The sequence below is a fragment of the Acinetobacter lwoffii genome, from assembly GCF_024129685.1.
Lineage (GTDB): Bacteria > Pseudomonadota > Gammaproteobacteria > Pseudomonadales > Moraxellaceae > Acinetobacter > Acinetobacter lwoffii_X.
Map to the genome: position 1 here is coordinate 47,413 of NZ_JAMXXL010000003.1, position 14,594 is coordinate 62,006.

14 protein-coding genes are annotated in these 14,594 nt (G+C 40.3%); 5 read left to right on the plus strand and 9 right to left on the minus strand.

From position 1 onward, the window contains the following. Window positions 1–108 precede the first annotated feature (108 nt). The 4 genes from dcd to NI464_RS02060 form a co-directional block, all read right to left on the minus strand. Window positions 109–678, minus strand: coding sequence for a dCTP deaminase (dcd, locus tag NI464_RS02045; RefSeq protein ID WP_004280726.1), 570 nt, complete (start codon window positions 676–678; stop codon window positions 109–111). 123 nt (window positions 679–801) lie between these two features. Next, the gene (locus tag NI464_RS02050) at window positions 802–1,395 is read right to left on the minus strand and encodes a LysE family translocator (protein ID WP_004280728.1); all 594 of its coding nucleotides are present in this window, start codon (window positions 1,393–1,395) and stop codon (window positions 802–804) included. A gap of 257 nt (window positions 1,396–1,652) precedes the next feature. Further along, window positions 1,653–2,912 (minus strand): iron-sulfur cluster carrier protein ApbC, encoded by a 1,260-nt coding sequence (gene apbC, locus NI464_RS02055; RefSeq protein ID WP_071850785.1) that lies wholly within the window; start codon window positions 2,910–2,912, stop codon window positions 1,653–1,655. A 275-nt stretch (window positions 2,913–3,187) separates the two neighbouring features. Continuing rightward, on the minus strand, window positions 3,188–3,985 hold the full coding sequence (locus NI464_RS02060; protein WP_253137683.1) for a putative sodium/potassium/calcium exchanger: 798 nt from the start codon (window positions 3,983–3,985) through the stop codon (window positions 3,188–3,190). Between the two features lie 312 nt (window positions 3,986–4,297). Between NI464_RS02060 and metG the strand changes: the two genes are divergently transcribed. Next, window positions 4,298–6,358 (plus strand): methionine--tRNA ligase, encoded by a 2,061-nt coding sequence (metG, locus tag NI464_RS02065; RefSeq protein WP_253137684.1) that lies wholly within the window; start codon window positions 4,298–4,300, stop codon window positions 6,356–6,358. A 230-nt stretch (window positions 6,359–6,588) separates the two neighbouring features. Here the strand turns inward: metG and NI464_RS02070 are convergent, their stop codons facing one another. Further along, entirely contained in the window at window positions 6,589–7,437 is an 849-nt protein-coding gene (locus NI464_RS02070; RefSeq protein WP_180086365.1) for a restriction endonuclease, read from the minus strand. A 398-nt stretch (window positions 7,438–7,835) separates the two neighbouring features. Then, window positions 7,836–7,952: a hypothetical protein gene (locus tag NI464_RS02075; RefSeq protein ID WP_086044934.1), complete on the minus strand. Its 117-nt coding sequence runs from the start codon at window positions 7,950–7,952 to the stop codon at window positions 7,836–7,838. 268 nt (window positions 7,953–8,220) lie between these two features. On the opposite strand from NI464_RS02075, the gene NI464_RS02080 reads away from it, so the two are divergent. Further along, window positions 8,221–9,201, plus strand: coding sequence for an MBL fold metallo-hydrolase (locus tag NI464_RS02080; protein WP_253137685.1), 981 nt, complete (start codon window positions 8,221–8,223; stop codon window positions 9,199–9,201). Between the two features lie 449 nt (window positions 9,202–9,650). Then, entirely contained in the window at window positions 9,651–10,838 is a 1,188-nt protein-coding gene (locus NI464_RS02085; RefSeq protein ID WP_005247869.1) for an ammonium transporter, read from the plus strand. 69 nt (window positions 10,839–10,907) lie between these two features. Here NI464_RS02085 and NI464_RS02090 read toward each other — a convergent pair whose 3' ends face one another. Together NI464_RS02090 and NI464_RS02095 are read right to left on the minus strand one after the other, a co-directional pair. Beyond that, a complete protein-coding gene (locus tag NI464_RS02090) occupies window positions 10,908–11,531 on the minus strand; it encodes a LysE family translocator (RefSeq protein WP_004280739.1) in 624 nt (207 codons plus the stop codon). A 103-nt stretch (window positions 11,532–11,634) separates the two neighbouring features. Continuing rightward, window positions 11,635–11,817: an NF038215 family lipoprotein gene (locus tag NI464_RS02095; RefSeq protein WP_005104073.1), complete on the minus strand. Its 183-nt coding sequence runs from the start codon at window positions 11,815–11,817 to the stop codon at window positions 11,635–11,637. A 180-nt stretch (window positions 11,818–11,997) separates the two neighbouring features. On the opposite strand from NI464_RS02095, the gene NI464_RS02100 reads away from it, so the two are divergent. Then, window positions 11,998–12,879: a 1-aminocyclopropane-1-carboxylate deaminase/D-cysteine desulfhydrase gene (locus tag NI464_RS02100; protein ID WP_253137686.1), complete on the plus strand. Its 882-nt coding sequence runs from the start codon at window positions 11,998–12,000 to the stop codon at window positions 12,877–12,879. On the opposite strand, the gene NI464_RS02105 is transcribed toward NI464_RS02100, so the two are convergent. Beyond that, the gene (locus NI464_RS02105) at window positions 12,876–13,199 is read right to left on the minus strand and encodes a DUF4870 family protein (protein ID WP_005106226.1); all 324 of its coding nucleotides are present in this window, start codon (window positions 13,197–13,199) and stop codon (window positions 12,876–12,878) included. The genes NI464_RS02100 and NI464_RS02105 overlap by 4 nt on opposite strands. A gap of 187 nt (window positions 13,200–13,386) precedes the next feature. Here NI464_RS02105 and NI464_RS02110 point away from each other — a divergent pair, with 187 nt between their 5' ends. Beyond that, window positions 13,387–14,586: a BaiN/RdsA family NAD(P)/FAD-dependent oxidoreductase gene (locus tag NI464_RS02110; RefSeq protein ID WP_071850790.1), complete on the plus strand. Its 1,200-nt coding sequence runs from the start codon at window positions 13,387–13,389 to the stop codon at window positions 14,584–14,586. The last annotated feature ends 8 nt before the right edge of the window (window positions 14,587–14,594 follow it).

The window sequence follows — 14,594 nt, forward strand, 5'->3', positions numbered from 1 at the left end:
AATACAGATGCCAAAGCCAATTAGGCGAAAAATAGCAGTTTCCGATGAATGAAAATCTCAAAAAAATAAACGGGACATAAAGTCCCGTCATTCAATATCTTAAAGCAATTAGGTCTTCGGCAAAGTAACGCCTGTCTGACCTTGATATTTACCACCACGATCTTTATATGAGGTTTCACAGACTTCATCAGATTCAAAAAATAGCATTTGCGCCACACCCTCACCTGCATAAATACGCGCAGGAAGATTGGTCGTATTTGAAAACTCTAAAGTGACGTGTCCTTCCCACTCTGGCTCAAGCGGCGTCACGTTGACAATGATGCCACAACGCGCATAAGTTGACTTACCCAAGCACACGGTCAGGACATTACGTGGAATGCGGAAATATTCGATGGTACGCGCCAAAGCAAACGAGTTCGGCGGAATAATGCAAACATCCGACTCGATATCAATAAAGCTGCGTTCATCAAAGTTTTTCGGATCGACAATTGCAGAATGCACATTGGTGAATACTTTAAATTCACGCGCACAACGCACGTCATAACCGTAGCTGGATACGCCATACGAAATCAGCTTTTGACCATTTTCATCCAAACGTACCTGGTTTTCTGCATACGGTTCAATCATGCCGTGTTTTTCGCTCATTTCGCGAATCCAACGATCAGACTTAATTGCCATTGATATAATCCAAAAATCTTAAAAACAAGTTATTGCGACGTACTTTAACTGAAATTGACACTAATGAAAATAAGTGAAAGTCTGAGAACTCAAGTTGCCCCAAAATTGCTGATCGAGATCAGCTTATAAACTTAAAAGTGCAGAATAACTTAAAGGAATAGAAAAGCTCATTAGCACCAGCGAAGCCGTTTTTTGCAAGTTTTTCTGATTGAGCCAGCGGCTGTTTTTTCTGGCCAGGATTGAGCCTAAAAAAGTCCAGAAGAATGCAATCGGAATCAGCAGAAGCAAGAAAACAAGCATATGAGTCACATAATGCTGACTACTTTTCCAGACAATGACAGGAAAGATCGCTGAGGCAAATAAAAGTGCTTTAGGATTAAGCAAGGTTGCCAAAAATAATTCTCGTGCGCGAATCGAGACATTTTCAACATTTTCGCTTATTTCTGCAGTCCGCCATAATTTCACAGCGAGAAATAAAATATAGCCAGCACTAAAAAGTTTGAGAATGGTCGGTAAAAGCGGAAGATGGACGGAAATTTTTCCGATCAGAATACCCCATAAGCTAATGGCGATCAGATAACCAAAGGCTTCAGCAGGAATTAAACGAAATGTTTTTTTAAATCCGACCTGAATGCCTGAAGATGCCAATAAGGTATTGGTTGGGCCTGGTGTTAAAAGAATGGTTGCCACTAAACCAATAAAAAACCATGAAATCATAGTTTGACCTCGCTCTAATCCGAGTAGCATAGAAGAATTCGGTCAGTGCTGCAAAAAAATAATTGTAAGAGAACATATAACCTAAAATTTAAATTTATTTATTTTAATTAATTCAAATACTTATATAAATATTTAGGATAAATACCCGATAGTCATTTCAGTCAATTTCGGTCATTTAAATCGAGCTAATTTTAAAAATAAGAAATAAAAAGCCCTAGCTTTTAGCTAAGGCTTAAATATCTGAATTGTCTATAGAATTAGAAAATTCGGCTATGGTCTTTTTCTGCTTTGGGTAGCTGTGCGGCAATTTTCTCTGCAATCAGCATATAGCTTTCTGCAGCAGCATCTTCGGCAATGACAGAAGGTGTACCGGCATCCGCATTTTCACGAATTTTAGCATCCAAAGGTAAACGGCCCAATAATGGGATTTGATATTGCTCAGACAGTTTATCGCCACCACCTGTACCAAAAATCTGTTCCTCAAAACCACAATTTGAGCAGATATGGGTCGACATGTTTTCAATCACGCCCATGATCGGAATCTGCACCCGATTAAACAATTCAATGCCTTTGGTCGCATCCAGCAATGCCACGTTTTGTGGTGTCGTCACAATCACTGCACCCGTCACCGGAATACGCTGCGCGAGAGTTAACTGGATATCGCCTGTGCCAGGTGGCATATCAATCATCAGCACATCGAGGTCTGGCCATAGGGTCTGATTGAATAACTGCATCAATGCCCCCGTGGCTTTTGGACCACGCCAAGCGACTGGAGTATTTTGGTCTCCAGTTAAATGGCCAATTGATAACACCGCCATTCCATAGGCTTCAATTGGAACAAACTGCTCTGCTTCGATCATTGGCGTTTTGCCGGCATTGCCGAGCATGGTCGGGATACTTGGACCGTAAATATCGGCATCCAGTACGCCTACGCGCAGGCCTAATTTCTGTAGAGCCAAAGCCAGATTTACAGTCGTGGTCGATTTACCTACGCCACCTTTGCCGGATGACACCAGAATCACATTTTGAATGCGTGGGTGTTTCGGGACATCACGCTGTTGCGGCGCAGCTTTTTGAATCGGTGGATTATTTGGATCAGCTTCTTCTGTTTTTGCAGGCTGTGCCGACGCATCAACCACAGGGGGAAGATTGGGTTTTGCTTCCGCTTTAGGCGCGCTTGAACAGTTTTCACCTTCAGCATGATTATGCCCGCAACCACCTTCTTTCTTATGTCCGGTTTTCTGCTGAATCACATGCATATTCAGCTCTTGAATACCACATTTTTGCAAAGCTTCCGCCAGTTCATCATGAATCTGTTGCAGCTGCGCTTTTTCTTCAGGATAGGTATTCAAAGTGATTTGCAGAATCTCACCCTGTACATTGACCTGCGTAATACGATCTTTCAAGGCATTGCTGGAATTTGGCAAGATATAGTTTTGCAGTACGTTTTGCACAGCTTCTTCGTTCACCTCCTTGGAAGGCGAAAAAACCGATTTAAGCGAAGAAAGCCAAGACATAGGTTACTCCAAAAATGTAGATCGACATCTGAATCGCTTAGTTTAACGGGGTTTTAGGCGAAGGTTAAGCACTGTATTGGAGAAGATGAAACAGATATCTTCAATTTCCAACCATTTTACTCGGTTTTGTGAAATATTTTATGGAATCTTGGTGAATAGAAATAATGAAAGAAAAGAGAGATGGACTATTTTGATGTAATAAATTTTTTTTATTTATCTCGAGCGTGTTAAGCCACTTTAACCCTCTGTAATTAAAGTGGCTCTATGATCACAGACTATTTATGATTTTTATTGTTTTCAGATTTGTCCTGTTGATCCTTGGTATTTTTACCCTGATCTTGTTTCGATTCATCCTTTTTGGACTGAGAATTGCTCTTTGAATCTGTATCTTTGGCATCTTGCTGCTGATCCGAATTACTTTCCTTCGCTTGGTTATCTTTCATTTTACTCATCGTATCAGTTGCCATCTGTTTCAGCTCAGCGAACTTAACCGATGCTTCACTGACTAAGTCTGTGATTTTCTGTCTGGTATCTTCAAACTTATGCATGGCTTCATCTTTTAAATGTGCCATACCTGCCTGCTGATCGGTCTGACCATCTTTAGCATGCTGTTTATCTGACTTGTTAGATGATTTATCTTGAGAGGCATGATCTGCTTTGGCCTTTTTCGCATCATCTGAACCTTGCTCAGTATTTTTCTGGTGGTCAGATTTGCCATGTTTTAGCTCATTCAGAAGCTTTTCACCTTTTTGCAATAGTTCCTCACCGATCGCAATCGCTTTGGCTTTTAAGTCATCCATCTTAAAGCTTTCAGTTTTTTTATCTGACTGATTCTCTTGAGAATTGTCTTTTTGTGCTGATTGCTCAGCATTTGTATCTTTGCCGTTATGCTTGGTATCAGACTTCTGATCAGCATGGGTCTGGGCACTTTGCCCGTTCTTATGTTCCTGATTATGCTGTTTATCCAGCTCGTTTTGCTTTTGCTCTTTTGCAAGCTGATCATTCAATTCGCGTGCATGTTGTTCTTTATCTTGATTTTGCTTCGACGTATTGTTTTGGTTCTGCTGAGTCATGAGGTACCCTCCTTAGGCATATCATATAAACAATCAGCCATTTTTTAGCACAAAGCATCACGCGAATCGGGCGAAGTAAGCAAACTGCAACAAAGCCTGTACATGTTGTTGCTATTGTTTGCAGGATGTAGCATGAGCAGAGTCAAATCCGTATTGAAAAGCTTTATGCTAAAGATGACGCAGGCTTTTGTATTCGAGCGGTCCAAGTCCATCTATTCGCAGGGTTTCAGCAAAGCATTTCTTTGTAATCCCCTCGGCATCATGTAAAATTATGGCCCATTGCATAATGAATACGAATGAGAGAGTGAATCCGTGCGTAAAATTTTAGTCACCAATGCCCTTCCTTACGCCAATGGCCCGATTCATATGGGTCACTTACTTGGCTATATCCAAGCAGATATTTGGGTACGTGCCATGCGTGCGATGGGTCATGATGTGACTTATGTCTGTGCGGATGATGCTCACGGAACCGCGATCATGCTACGTGCCGAAGCGAATGGCATTTCACCTGAAGCGCAAATTGCCAATGTGCAAAAAGAACACATTCGTGACTTTGACGGTTTCGGTGTGCATTTCGATCATTATGATTCTACACATAGCGATACCAACCGTGCCCGTGCGTCAGAAATCTATGTGAAAAACCGTGATGCGGGCAATATTGCAGTTCGTCCGGTGACCCAGCTTTTTGATCCTGAAAAAGGCATGTTCCTGTCAGACCGTTTCATTAAAGGCACCTGTCCTAAATGTAAGGCAGAAGATCAGTACGGCGACTCATGTGAAGTCTGCGGTGCAACTTATAATGCGACAGAATTGTTGAATCCACATTCCACTTTAAGTGGCGCAACACCAGTCGAAAAATCATCTGATCATTACTTCTTTAAATTACCAAATTTTGGTGAATACCTGCAAAAATGGACTCGTGATGAAGGTCGATTGCCAGTATCGATTGCCAACAAGTTGGACGAATGGTTTGAAAATGGCTTGAACGATTGGGACATCTCCCGTGATGCGCCATACTTCGGTTTTGAAATTCCGGATGCACCAAACAAATACTTCTATGTGTGGGTCGATGCGCCAATCGGTTATATGTCGAGCTTTGAAAATTACATCAAAACCAAACGTCCTGATTTAAACTTTGACGATTTCTGGAAAAAAGATTCTGAAAATGAGGTGTATCACTTCATTGGTAAAGACATCGTTTATTTCCACGCCCTGTTCTGGCCGGCAATGCTGGAAGGTGCAAATTACCGTACGCCATCAGGCTTATTCGTAAATGGCTTCCTGACTGTCAACGGTCAGAAGATGTCAAAATCTCGCGGCACATTTATTAAAGCGGAAACCTATTTAGATCATTTAAATCCTGAATATCTACGCTACTACTTCGCGTCGAAACTTTCTGACAAAGTTGAAGATTCAGACTTAAATCTGGATGACTTTGTACAAAAAGTAAATTCAGATCTAGTCGGTAAAGTGGTGAATATTGCCAGCCGTTGTGCGAAATTTATTAACACCAAATTTGATAACAAGTTAAGTGCGACATGTGCTGAACCTGAATTAGTACAAAGCTTTATTGATGCCGGTAGCTCAATTGCTCAGGCTTATGAAGCACGTGAATTCTCGGCGGCAATTCGTGAAATCATGGCGCTGGCAGATAAAGCCAACCAGTATATTGATGAGAAAAAGCCTTGGGCACTTGCGAAACAGGAAGGTCAGGAACAACAAGTGCATGATGTATGCTCTGTGGGGATCAACCTGTTCCGTCAATTGGCAGTGTATTTAGCGCCTGTATTGCCAACTTTGGCTCAACAGGTTCAAGATTTCTTACAACTTGAAAGCTTCGATTTTGCTTCTCGCGAAACAATTCTAGTGGGTCATGAAATTGCATTGTTCCAACCGTTGATGCAACGTGTAGATCCAAAAGCTGTTGCTGCCATGGTGTATGCATCTAAAGATTCTTTAGCTGCTCCTGCTGCTGAACCAGCTAAAGCTGAAAAGAAAAAAGAGAAGAAGGTAGAAAAGAAACCTGAACCTAAAGTCGGTGAAGCTGAAATCATTAATATTGATGATTTTATGAAAGTTGACCTGCGTGTTGCTGAAGTTTTAGAAGCGGCTACGGTTGAAGGTTCTGACAAATTGCTTCAACTCACTTTAAACGTTGGTGAAGCTGAGCCACGTAATGTGTTCAGTGGTATTCGTGAGTTTTACCAACCTGAAGACTTAAAAGGTAAACTGGTGGTGATGGTGGCAAACCTTGCGCCACGTAAAATGCGTTTTGGTATTTCAAACGGAATGGTTTTAGCTGCGGGTAATGGCGACGGTGTTTGGGTAATTTCACCTGAATCTGGTGCTAAACCGGGTGATAAAGTGTCTTAAGATTTCCATTTTAAGCAAAGAAAGCCTCTACTGATGTAGGGGCTTTTTTATTTTACCTCTCCCTAGCCCTCTCCTTGAAGGAGAGGGAAATTCATTGTGAGGTTTAGGATTGCATTCAATCAGATGACGTAAGACATGGATGTCGCCCGTTCGTTAGGGGCACATGGACGTGCCCTCTAACGAACAAAGGGGTTTTGTTACTTTTGCCCCGACAAAAGTAAGGAATATTATTAATTAATGCTTAAATTAAAATTTTTTAAAATTATTACTTTTTCCTCATCAGATTTTCCTTTAAGAGAAAGACCTGCTTCATATATAGACATAAAATTAGTATCTATATGATTAATATCAGGAAGGTATTCATAGTTTAAAATCATCTCACACTCAGCTTTATACATTTTTTCATCAAACCAATTAAGATTTAAATTAAGCCAGTTTGTAAGTTCTAAGAAATTATCTGCTTTATTATCTCCAGCCTTTTCAAGCATATAGTTTTCAAGCGCTATAGGATAATTATTATTTTTAGCTGCAAAAATAGCGTCATAGATCATAAAAATAAGGATATTGCCTGAAAACTGAATTGGGTAATCTAAGAAATCATTTCTTAAATTATATTTAATCCTTATCTTCTTAGAATGTGCATAATATTTATGTTCTAAAAATCTTATTCGCCTACTAAATGATTCTAGAATCAGTCCCTGTATAGCATTCGTTGAATTTAAAACTAATTCTTCGAAGGTATACAAAACGATATTTGTATTTTTTGCTGCTTCAAGTGCCCCTGACTGAAAACCAACTTCAGAAATAATAAATCCCTTATCAGCTCCTATATCGTCCACTATTGTTCTTAAAGCTAATACCTTTTCTTTAGGGACTTTAGTTTTCCAATATTTTGCCTCTATAACCCATTTAATATTTGTACATAAATATTGTGAGGTGACAAAGACATCTAAATCATGATCCGTCCTTATACCTTTGATAGGTTGATTTGTTTCAGCTTTCACACCTAAACTTCTAAAATGTTGTGCAATTTTTTCCTGAAAATTAAACCATTCTTTTGTCATAACCTTATTATTCATATCAACTTTCAGTTATTTGTGGCTTTGTTGCATAAATATGTAAGCATCTGATTTAAATAAATTTAATTTTGGATCAAAAAATAATCAAAACTTTTAAAATCATATAGTTATGAAATCTTTGTGCAACAAAGCCGTTATTTGTACATGATATCAATTGGAATATTAACCCTACACAAAAAATTATTCTCGTGATAGAAATATTCCATCCCGTTAAAACTTATAAAAAAACCTTTGAAAACTTTAAAACCCCTCCTCCTAGCCCTTGGCATAATAACCCTCACCACCCAAGCTGCTGAAACCACTATTCAAGCCCTAAAATAAGTCGCTGGCTAATCCCCTCATAAAATCCAAATATAAAAAAGCCTCTATTTCTAGAGGCTTTTTTATTGCTGGGTCACTTAGCCTTGCAACACAAATTCCCAAATCACATAACCCAGTCCAAAACCAAGTAGTGAATATAAGGTAATAATGAAAAATACAAAGCTGGCATTGTTTTTTCTTTTCCAAAAACTCATCGCGACACCCAAAGCTTGTTCGTAATACCCCATGTTAACGAGCTTTTCATAAAAAGTGAAATGTATCTAAGCATTTTATTTATAATAATATTTTCATTAAAAATAAATTCTTTACTTTCAAAAAATCAATATACAGATTCAGACTGATTTTTTAGTACAGATGCCAAATCAGCACTTCCATTTTAAAAAATGGTAAATATATTCATATTCTTTTTTGCTGGCATCCGTGCTAATACATAGAATTGACTTTAATTACATAAGAATAGCTATGAAATACTTCACTTCTTCTCTCGTCGTGTCATTGCTTGCTTTAGGTTCAATGGCGGGTATCTCTCAAACACATGCACAATCCGTTTCTAGCACCCAACAACAAAAACAGGTTCCCGGTTATTATCAACATAACTTCGGGGATTACCAAATTACTGCCCTGCTAGATGGCACCAATTATCTGTCCAAAGCCTTATTTAAAGATATTCCAGCAGCTCAAGCTGACCAGATATTGAAAAAATACTACGTCGATCAGGCCAAAGGCATCCAGACATCCGTGAATGCCTTTCTGGTCAATACAGCCAAAGAACTGGTTCTGGTCGATAGCGGAACTTCAAGCTGTAATGGTCCACACCTAGGTTCAGTGTATTCCAATTTACAGGCTTCAGGGCATAAACCTGAACAGGTCAATGCCATCCTGCTCACGCATTTGCATCCTGACCATGTATGCGGCATCAGCAATAATGGCGTGGCCAATTTTCCCAATGCCAATATTTATGTGTCTCAAACTGAACTGGATTTCTGGATGAATTCTAAAACAGCAGACAAATTACCAAAAGCCAAGCAGGCAGGTTTTTTGGGCACAGTCGATAAAATCAAGAAAGCCATTGCCCCCTATCAGGTCAAGAATCAGCTCAAAACCTTTAAAACTGGCGATCAAATCCATGCTTTCGATGTTATCAGTTCGGCTGGACATACACCGGGGCATTTTGGTTTTAGCTTAAAATCTAAAGGTCAGCAGATGGTGTTTATTGGAGATATTGTGCACTCACATACGCTGCAGTTTGATCGCCCACAGACCGGCGTTGACTTTGATGTCGATCCGAAAAAGGCGATCGAAACCCGCTTAAAGTATTTTTCTGAATATGCGAAGAATGGCCAGACGGTGGCTGCACCGCATTTACCATTTCCGGGGATTGGACATATTTATTCTAAAGACAATAAAAGCTATCAATGGATTCCGGTACATTTTAAAGATTAATTGAATACTTCAATAATTTTATCTAAGCATGAAACCCTAATTTTTTAGGGTTTTATTTATTTTAAATCTCCTTCAGCCAGATTCCCCTATGACTTGGTAAATTTAAAACTTAAATGAAGCTTTGAGATTTAAAAGCAAGGGTTTCATTTATTTTTAAATTTTTTCTTAAAAATCTTTCACTTTTCATGTGCACTTTTAGCATGCCTTTTTAACACCGTTTTTCTCACGATAAATATAAATACCTAAAAATATAATATAAATTTGAATTTCATGAACTCTTTCTGTGTCTTAGTTTGGTGCACAAAAATTGTATTGTGCTTTATATCGAGTCTTATCAATTTCAAGAAATTCTTCATCAAAATTTCCCTTGCTTAGCCCTCTTCTACAATCAATTTGCCTCTATATACTGATTTTCTTTTGTGATCCCGCGCACTAAATTGGAACGCACCATGCAAAATATAGACTTATTATTTCTTCTTCTCGGTGCAGTTCTAGTGCTTGCCATGCATGCTGGATTTGCTTTTTTAGAGCTTGGAACAGTTCGACATAAAAACCAGGTCAATGCCCTAAGTAAAATTCTAACCGACTTTGCCATCTCCGCCATCGCCTATTTTTTAGTGGGCTACTATATTGCCTACGGTCAGCACTTTTTCCATGATGCTGCAACCTTGTCTGCCGATCATGGCTACAATCTGATGCGCTGTTTTTTCCTGTTGACTTTTGCTGCAGCAATTCCAGCGATTATCTCTGGAGGGATTGCAGAGCGTGCCAAAATGCGTTCACAGGCTTTAGCGACATTATTTCTGGTTGCGCTGATCTATCCGTTTTTTGAGGGTATGATCTGGAATGGCAACCTTGGTTTTCAGGATTGGCTGACCCATGCATTTGGTGCAAGTTTTCATGATTTTGCCGGCTCAGTTGTCGTTCATGCAATGGGCGGCTGGATGGCACTCGCCGCAATAATCCTACTTGGTGCGCGTCATGGCCGTTACAAAAATGATGGCCGGATCACCGCGCATCCTCCTTCATCAATTCCTTTTTTGGCTTTGGGTTCATGGATTCTGATTGTGGGATGGTTCGGCTTCAATGTCATGAGCGCGCAGCGGCTGGATGCCATTTCTGGACTGGTCGCTATTAACTCTTTGATGGCCATGGTCGGTGGAACAATAGCAGCCAAAGTTGCGGGGAAAGATGACCCGGGCTTCCTGCATAATGGTCCCTTAGCAGGTCTGGTGGCGATTTGTGCAGGATCAGACGTCGTTCATCCGTTAGGTGCTTTTTTTATCGGGATCAGCGCCGGCATTATTTTTGTGAAACTCTTTACCTATACCCAAAATAAACTCAAAGTGGATGATGTATTGGGGGTTTGGCCTTTGCATGGCGTTTGTGGTGCTTTTGGCGGATTAGCTGTGGGTATCTTCGGTCAGCAATGGCTTGGAGGAATGGGAGGAGTGTCTTTAATTTCACAACTCATAGGTACAGTGCTGGCGATTGTCATTGCTTTGGCGGGTGGTTTTTTGGTGTATGGCCTGCTTAAGGTTTTGATGGGTATTCGCCTGACTGAGGAAGAAGAGTTCAATGGTGCAGACTTGTCGATTCATCGTATTTCTGCTAATTCGGAAGAAAATACTTTTTAATAGACATAAAAAAAGCCTCTACGACTAGGGGCTTTTTTTATTTATAAGCAGAGCATCTAGATGAAGTAATTACTTCATACCAAAAATTAATTTTAAGCCAAGTACCGTCATAACTGCGCCTGCTGCGCGGTCAAACAAAGCCTTAAACTTCAAATAAACACGACGTGGCTTTTCCGCAGATAATGCAACTGCGACTAGTGAACACCAGCCTGCATCAATAAAGAAACATAAGACAGGCAAAACAAAATAAAAATACGTTGGAATTTCTTTGGGCAATAACGCGGTAAAAATACTGGCCAGCACAATCGCAATTTTGGGATTGGACAACTGTGTGATTAAACCAGTGGTAAAAGCACGGCGTAAAGACATCTGTTTGCTAATGGTTGTATCCGCTTCGATCGGATCTTTGGCATGTTTAATGATTTTAAACGCCAACCAAAGTAAATATAAACCACCACAAATTTTTAAGGCCAGGTACGCTGAGGGTACAGCCAGTAAAAATGCCTGCAAACCGAGAACCGCCAGCAGACCAAAAATCGCTGCACCGAGACCAGTACCCAATGCAGTAAATAAACCATGTTTACGTGAAATGGCAATTGAATTTTTTGCCACATAAATAGAAGTTGGCCCGGGACTCATTGCGCCTAACATCAGGGCAAAAGCAATCGAACCTAAAATCCAGAATGATTCCACGAGATAACCTGACTTAAAAATTGAAGGGCTATTTTAAGCAAAAACCTGACAATTTGCTGTAAAAATTTCTGGATTTGTCATGAATTTCAACTATAGCAATTACTTAAGGTTTCAACTGATCCTGAGCACTCAAATGCTTGTCTAGCAGTTGATAATCCTGCTCATATACAGGTACGCCACCAATAATCATGGTACGGGTTTCTGTTTTAGGTTTATTCAACGCATCATCACAGCCCGACAGACTGAGCAGCATGCCGACCCACACAGCACAGGATAATATTTTCATTATTCTACCCTCCTCAGGGTTTCCTCTGTTTAGATTAGCATTGTTGTTTAAATAATCAGCGGAATATTTGTGACAATCTACAACCAATTCCATAGCTTTCAGCGAATAATGGCTTATTGAAAAACTTTGATTTTTAGCACTTCCGCTATAATGCCTCTATCATGAACTTTGCGAACTTTTATGTTTGAAACCATTGCCCAAAATATTCCAGATCAACAGATTAATTTTCACGATATTACTTTAATAATACGTCGTCTGGATCTGGTGCATCCACAAATCTCGGGCAACAAGTTTTTTAAACTGAAATATAATTTTCTTGAAGCCAAAAGACAGGGTTATCAGCATATTCTGAGTTTTGGAGGTGCTTATTCCAATCATATTGCTGCTACTGCATTTGCCGCACAGCAGTTTAGTTTTCAGAGTGTTGGAGTGATTCGGGGTGAAGAACTGGCTGATCGACCATTGAATCCAACATTAGCCACCGCCCAAGAATTCGGGATGCAGTTGCATTTCGTCAGTCGTGATGAATATCGGCGCAAGCAACAGCCTGAGTATTTGGCCGAACTCGCTCGACAATTTCCTGAACATTATGTGATTCCTGAAGGTGGAACCAATGCTTTGGCGATTCAAGGGTGTCAGGAAATATTAAAAGATAGCGATGAGCAATTTGATGTGATTTGTTGTGCAGTAGGCACCGGTGGCACCATCAGCGGATTGATCGAAGCCAGTCACGCGCATCAACAGATCTTAGGATTTTCCGCACTGAAAGGTTCATTTTTAAAAGATGAAGTCGCCCAACTAATGAATAAAACCAACTGGAACATTCTCGATGATTATTGCTGTGGTGGCTATGCCAAAACTAGTGCAGCCTTGGTACAGTTTATCCGGGATTTTGAGGCCGAATTTTCAATTCCACTGGAGCAGATCTACACGGCTAAAATGCTGATGGGAATTTTTGATTTGATCGAGAAAAATTATTTTCCGGCTGGATCAAAACTGCTGGTCATTCATAGTGGTGGTCTGCAAGGTCGTAATATTCCCTTTGGTTTTACAGCAACCTAAGCTTGAATTGGTTGATTGTTATTTAAGGCAATTAACCCTTTGACCAAGCGGTAGATATGCCAGATAAAGACCAGAAACACGATCAGGAAGCCAATCAAGATCACAGTCAATAAGCCACCGACGATATAACCCAGCAAACTGATCCAGAAGGTTTTAATTTGCCAATCGACATGACTTTCCAGCCAGGTACCGCGCATTTCATCACGCTTGATATAATTCATCACAATCGCAATAAATGGGGTAAGACCAAGAAAAAATCCTAAAATATAAAGAATATATGTAATCAGATTATATTGTTTTAAATCTTCCGCACTTGCCATTCGCTTTTCCTTGTTATTATGTTTTTAGTTTGTACAAAAACTATGCATGAGTTTTAAGCAGCTTTCAAATATTTTATGTTTAAAATGCGCTGCAAATCTGCAATCACGGAACTGATTTTTCTGGAATAGAGAAAGCTGAAATAAAATTGTCTATAATGCTTCCCTTTTCTTCTCCCTTGAGTGTGTGATGTCTTCCAAGCAATACGATGTTCTAGTCATAGGTGCCGGTGCCTCAGGTTTAATGACGGCGTATATGGCTGCGCAACGTGGGCGCAAAGTCGTGGTAGTAGAAAAAGCCAACAAGGTTGGCAAAAAAATCCTGATGTCGGGCGGTGGTAAATGTAATTTCACCAATCTGGAAGTCGAACCGAGCAATTATATTTCACACAATCTACATTTTGTGATTTCGGCTTTAACGCGTTATACCAACTGGGACTTTATCGGCTTGGTATGTGAATACGGTATTGCCTATGAAGAGCGCAAACATGGACAGCTGTTTACCTTAAATGGTGCAAAAGATATCTTGTCGATGCTGCTGGCGGAATGTGACAAAACCGGTCTGGTCGATATCAAAACCAGCTGCGAAGTGAAAGCAGTCAATCCAGTCGATGATCAAGGTTTTCAGGTGGCAACCTCACTGGGATACTTTGAAGTTGAATCTGTCGTCGTGGCATCCGGTGGTTTATCGATTCCTACGCTTGGCGGTTCAGGCATTGGCTATGAGATTGCAAAACAGTTTGGACATCACGTCTATCCAACCCGTGCCGGACTGGTTCCATTTACCTTCTCTGACGGATTTAAAGAAGTCACCACGCGCTTAAGCGGCAATGCCGTAGAAGCAACACTCTCGAATGAGCTTAATAGCTTTACCGAAGCGCTACTATTTACCCATCGCGGTTTAAGTGGGCCAAGTTCCCTGCAACTTTCCAACTACTGGAATGTCGGGCAGAGCTTTAAGGTAGATTTCTTACCGAGTGTAGATTTACTGGATTTCTTTAAAACGAAAAAACGAAGTCAGCCCAAAGTCTTGCTGCGTACATTACTGAATGAATATTTACCGAAAAGTGTGGTGGCTGAATTACAAAGTCTCATCTGGACTGAAAGCGCTGAAACTGCCATTGGCAATATCAGTGATGACAAGCTGGAACAGATTGCGGCACGTCTGCATGGCTTTGAAGTGAAACCTTCAGGAACAGAAGGCTACCGTACAGCGGAAGTGACTTTGGGTGGTGTAGACACCACGGAAGTATCCTCAAAAACCATGGAAAGTAAAAAGCAGAAAGGTTTGTATTTTATTGGTGAAGTGCTGGATGTAACCGGACATTTGGGCGGCTATAATTTCCAATGGGCATGGTCATCGGCACATGCCGCATCGGAATATATTTAATCAATAGA

Bases quoted from the DNA above. Each gene is read 5' to 3' on its own strand.
- NI464_RS02100 (WP_253137686.1), top strand. From the start codon at position 11,998: ATGTTTGAAACCATTGCCCAAAATATTCCAGATCAACAGATTAATTTT.
- NI464_RS02085 (WP_005247869.1), top strand. From the start codon at position 9,651: ATGCAAAATATAGACTTATTATTTCTTCTTCTCGGTGCAGTTCTAGTG.
- NI464_RS02095 (WP_005104073.1), bottom strand. From the start codon at position 11,817: ATGAAAATATTATCCTGTGCTGTGTGGGTCGGCATGCTGCTCAGTCTG.
- NI464_RS02075 (WP_086044934.1), bottom strand. From the start codon at position 7,952: ATGAGTTTTTGGAAAAGAAAAAACAATGCCAGCTTTGTATTTTTCATT.
- dcd (WP_004280726.1), bottom strand. From the start codon at position 678: ATGGCAATTAAGTCTGATCGTTGGATTCGCGAAATGAGCGAAAAACAC.
- NI464_RS02105 (WP_005106226.1), bottom strand. From the start codon at position 13,199: ATGGCAAGTGCGGAAGATTTAAAACAATATAATCTGATTACATATATT.
- NI464_RS02070 (WP_180086365.1), bottom strand. From the start codon at position 7,437: ATGAATAATAAGGTTATGACAAAAGAATGGTTTAATTTTCAGGAAAAA.
- NI464_RS02060 (WP_253137683.1), bottom strand. From the start codon at position 3,985: ATGACTCAGCAGAACCAAAACAATACGTCGAAGCAAAATCAAGATAAA.
- NI464_RS02050 (WP_004280728.1), bottom strand. From the start codon at position 1,395: ATGATTTCATGGTTTTTTATTGGTTTAGTGGCAACCATTCTTTTAACA.
- NI464_RS02110 (WP_071850790.1), top strand. From the start codon at position 13,387: ATGTCTTCCAAGCAATACGATGTTCTAGTCATAGGTGCCGGTGCCTCA.
- apbC (WP_071850785.1), bottom strand. From the start codon at position 2,912: ATGTCTTGGCTTTCTTCGCTTAAATCGGTTTTTTCGCCTTCCAAGGAG.
- NI464_RS02080 (WP_253137685.1), top strand. From the start codon at position 8,221: ATGAAATACTTCACTTCTTCTCTCGTCGTGTCATTGCTTGCTTTAGGT.